This is a genomic window from Rhizobacter sp. P2_H2 (assembly GCF_056403375.1).
Map to the genome: position 1 here is coordinate 1 of NZ_JBFUFP010000544.1, position 3,666 is coordinate 3,666.

At 71.4% G+C, this 3,666-nt stretch carries 3 protein-coding genes; all 3 read right to left on the reverse strand.

All coding sequences use genetic code 11. The annotated features are described in order from the left end of the window. The coding region (locus tag AC1D15_RS22090) for a glycoside hydrolase family 16 protein (protein WP_477827653.1) at positions 1-1,422 on the reverse strand (1,422 nt) is incomplete at its 3' end. Beyond that, a complete protein-coding gene (locus AC1D15_RS22095) occupies positions 1,419-2,381 on the reverse strand; it encodes an AraC family transcriptional regulator (RefSeq protein WP_477827654.1) in 963 nt (320 codons plus the stop codon). The genes AC1D15_RS22095 and AC1D15_RS22090, both read right to left, overlap by 4 nt. A gap of 28 nt (positions 2,382-2,409) precedes the next feature. Continuing rightward, positions 2,410-3,498, reverse strand: a complete 1,089-nt coding sequence (locus AC1D15_RS22100) for an ABC transporter ATP-binding protein (protein WP_465113493.1) — start codon at positions 3,496-3,498, stop codon at positions 2,410-2,412. Positions 3,499-3,666 lie beyond the last annotated feature (168 nt).

Genomic DNA, 3,666 nt, shown 5'->3' on the forward strand with positions numbered 1-3,666 from the left:
GCGCGCGGCCGGCGCGGCGGGCTCGGCCGCCTTGCGCGGCGGCGTCGGCCTCGCCACGGGACGGGCGACCGGCGCCGCGACGTTCACCGAGTCGTACGCCGTCTTCCAGGTCGCGAGCCGTTCGCGCGACAAGGCGGCCAGCTCGTCCTTCTKGTAGATGCGGACATGGTCGACGAGCATCGGCTCGGTGCCCGCTCCGGCTTCCAGGTTCAGCAGGAACGGCCACTGCTCGAAGACCTCGCGCGCACCGGTGGGCAGGTCGGTGCGCAGCACCGCCTTCACCGCCACGTCGTCGACGGCCCATCGGATCTTCACCGGATCCCATTCGAGCGAGAAGCGGTGGAAGCCGTCGCTCGAAGGCGCCAGTTCCACCGGCGCATGGAAGGCCGGCTCGTCGCCGATGCCCGGCGCATACAGGCCGAGGTTGAGGTCGGTCCCGTCCTTCTCGATCAACGCGATCTCGCCGGCTTCCAGCCAGTCGAGCGATGTCAGCGGTGCGCCTTGCAACGAGAGGCGCGCGGCACCGGCCGGCAACTTCACGCGCAGCTCGATGCGGCCGTAGACCATCGCACCCGCCGGCCGCACGCGCAGGCTGCTCGCAGGCGGCAGCAGCAGGCGGCCGTTGCCGTCGAGCTGCGGGCCCGCGCCGCCGGGGGCCTTGTGCACGCGCCAGCGTTTCTCGTCGACCCGCACCGTCGCCGCCGCATCGAACTCGTCGGCCCAGGCGAGCCGCCATGCGGCATCCCGCGTCTCGCGGGGCAGGGCCACCGCCGCCGGCGCCGCGGCCACCATGTCGCTGCCGGCATTCAGGAACTCGATGCGCCCGACCTCGAAGCGCACCGGCTCGTCCGACGGTTCGTTGGCCGTGACCTCCACGCTCGCGACGGCCGGCAGGGTCTGCGCGATGCTCGCGCCGTTGCCGGCGCAATAGGGCTCGGGCTCGAAGACCGCCAGCGGGATGTCGATGTCCATCGTGCCCCGCACCCGCTGCAGCAGCACCGGGTAGCAGCCGGTGTTCTGCAGCCTCGTGTCGGTGCCCTTGATGCGGATGCGAAGCACCTGTTCGGTCGGCGACACGAGCCGGATGCGCAGGTTGCGGAACGCCGAGAGGTCGACCGCCGCCCCGCCGCGGCCCGCCCCCACGTCCACCCCCAGCGTGCTCCACGCGCTGCCCTGCGCACGGCTCAGGCGGCCGGACACCCGCACCCCGCCGTCGTAGGCGCCGAGCGGGTCGGCCGCGACATCGCCGGGCTTCTCGGAGATCTGCAGCAGGCTCACCGGCGGGCGCGCGCGGCCGGCCGGGGCGGTCCGGAAATCGGCCCACACCACCGACGGTCCCGCCGACGGTACGTCAGCGCCCCAGGCCGGCACCGACAGCCACGCCGCGGCAAGCGCCGCCAGGTAGCACGCAGCGCACCTCATGTCGCGCTGACCGGCATGCACAGCTCGCAGCGCACGAACGGCGAACCGGGCGGCGGCGAGCCGGGTTCGCAGCGCTGGATGAAATGCCCTTCCGCGAGCTCGAACGGGGATGTGGGCAGCCATTCGGTGAGCAAGGTGTTCCAGCCACGCCCGATCTCGCTCGACGGGCCCTCGTAGCGCAGGCAGGCGGCCCAGTGCGCCGGCAGGCTCTTGCGCATGGCCCGCAGGCCGGGGTCCTGCCAGCCGGCGGGCAGCTCGACGCAGGCGTCCATGCGGCAATGCGCCGCGAGCGTGATGGCCGGGTCGTCGAGGCCGATGGACAGCATCGGCCGGTCCGACAAGCCCATGCTGTCGACCCAKGGCACGAAGCGCGCGTGCAGGATCTCCGAGCTGTGGCCGTAGTCGCCGCGCTCGCGCATGTAGAGGCATTCCCTCGCCTCGAAGTGCCTGAGTTCGACCCGGCAGCTCGTCGTGGACCGGCTGTCGTCGGCCGGCGTTCGCCAGTCGATCCACCCGCCCGCACGCCATCGGGACGGCGTCATGCCGAAATGCTCGCGGAAGGCGCGGGCGAAGGCTTCCGGCGAGGCGAAGCCGCAGTTGAGCGAGACGGCCGTGACCTTCTCGTTCGGGCAGTGGCGCAGCCGGCCGGCCGCCGTCTCGAGCCGGCGGCGGCGCACGAACTCCTTCGCCGTCTCGCCGCTCCACGCGAGGAAGAGCCGGTGGAAGTGAAACGGCGAGAACGCCGCGCAGTCGCTCAGCCGCTCCAGGCTCAGGTCCTTCGACAAGTGCGTCTCGACGTGGTCCAGCACCTGCTCCATGCGCCGCAGGTGGTGGCTGCGCAGCGAGGGCTGCTCACGCGGGCGCACGAGCGCCTTCAGCGGCCCGGCGCCGGCGGGCAGAAGGCCCTGCGCAAAACGGGGCGGCACGGCAGCGTCGGCGAGCAGGAGGTTCGTGTTCATCGGGCAACTCGTCGGTGGAGGCCAAGACTCAGCGCGCGTTGACCACGCGCCCTTCCGCATCGAACAGGTGGCAGCGGCCCGGTTCGGGCTCGAGCCAGACCACCTCGCCGGTCTTCAGCGGGCGGCTGCCGCTCGCGAGCTTGATGGCCGCGGGCTCGGCCAGGCCGGCCAGGCGCGTGTAAGCGATGTCGCAATCGCCCAGGTGCTCGACCTGATCGACCGTGGCCTGCAGGCCGCCGCCCGGCGGCGCGAAACCGAGGTGCTCCGGACGCACGCCCAGCGTTAGCTCTCGTGCGGTGCCGGGCAGGCCCTGGTCCGGCAGGAAGACGCTGCCGGCGTCGCCCAGCGAGAGGCGCAGGCCGCTGCCCTGCTGGCTGGCGATGCCGGGCAGGAAGCACATCTTCGGCGAACCGAGGAACCCGGCGACGAAGCGCGTGCGCGGGTGGTGGTACAGCTCCATCGGGGTGCCGACCTGCTCGATGCGGCCGGCATTGAAGACGGCAATGCGCGTTCCGAGCGTCATCGCCTCGACCTGGTCGTGCGTCACGTAGATCATCGTCGTGCCGAGTTCGCGATGCAGCCGGGCCAGCTCCATGCGCATCTGCACGCGCAGCGAGGCGTCGAGGTTGGACAGCGGCTCGTCGAACAGGAAGACCTTCGGATGCCGCACGATGGCCCGGCCGATGGCCACGCGCTGGCGCTGGCCGCCGGACAGCGCCTTCGGCTTGCGATCCAGCAGCGGCACGATCTGCAGCATCTCGGCGGCGCGCAGCACCGCCTGCTGCGCTTCGGCCTTGCCGAGGTTCGTGAACTTGAGCGCGAAGCCGATGTTCTCGGCCACCGTCATGTGCGGGTACAGCGCATAGTTCTGGAACACCATTGCGACGCCGCGGTCCACCGGTGGCAGGTCCTGCGACTCTTCGTCGCCGATGAAGATCTTCCCGGCGCTCACGTCTTCGAGACCGGCGATCGAGCGCAGCAGCGTGGTCTTGCCGCAGCCCGATGGCCCCACGAAGACCATGAACTCGCCGGAGTGGACGTGCAGGTCGATGCCGTGCAGCACGCGAGGGCCCTGGCCGTAGTGCTTCTCGATGCCTTGGAGGGTGAGATGAGTCATGTCAGTGTTGCTTCGCAGGGATGCCCCTCATCCCTTGACGGCGCCTGCGGACAGGCCCTCGATGAGGCGGCGTGAAGAGGCGGCGAACAGGATCAGCAGCGGCAGCACCGTGATGGCCGAGCCGGCGCTGATGGCGCCCCACGGCGTCTGGCCGGTGCCCTGCAGCGA

What these genes read in the sequence shown, in the direction of transcription:
- AC1D15_RS22100 (WP_465113493.1), bottom strand. Translation starts at nt 3,498, where the DNA reads ATGACTCATCTCACCCTCCAAGGCATCGAGAAGCACTACGGCCAGGGC.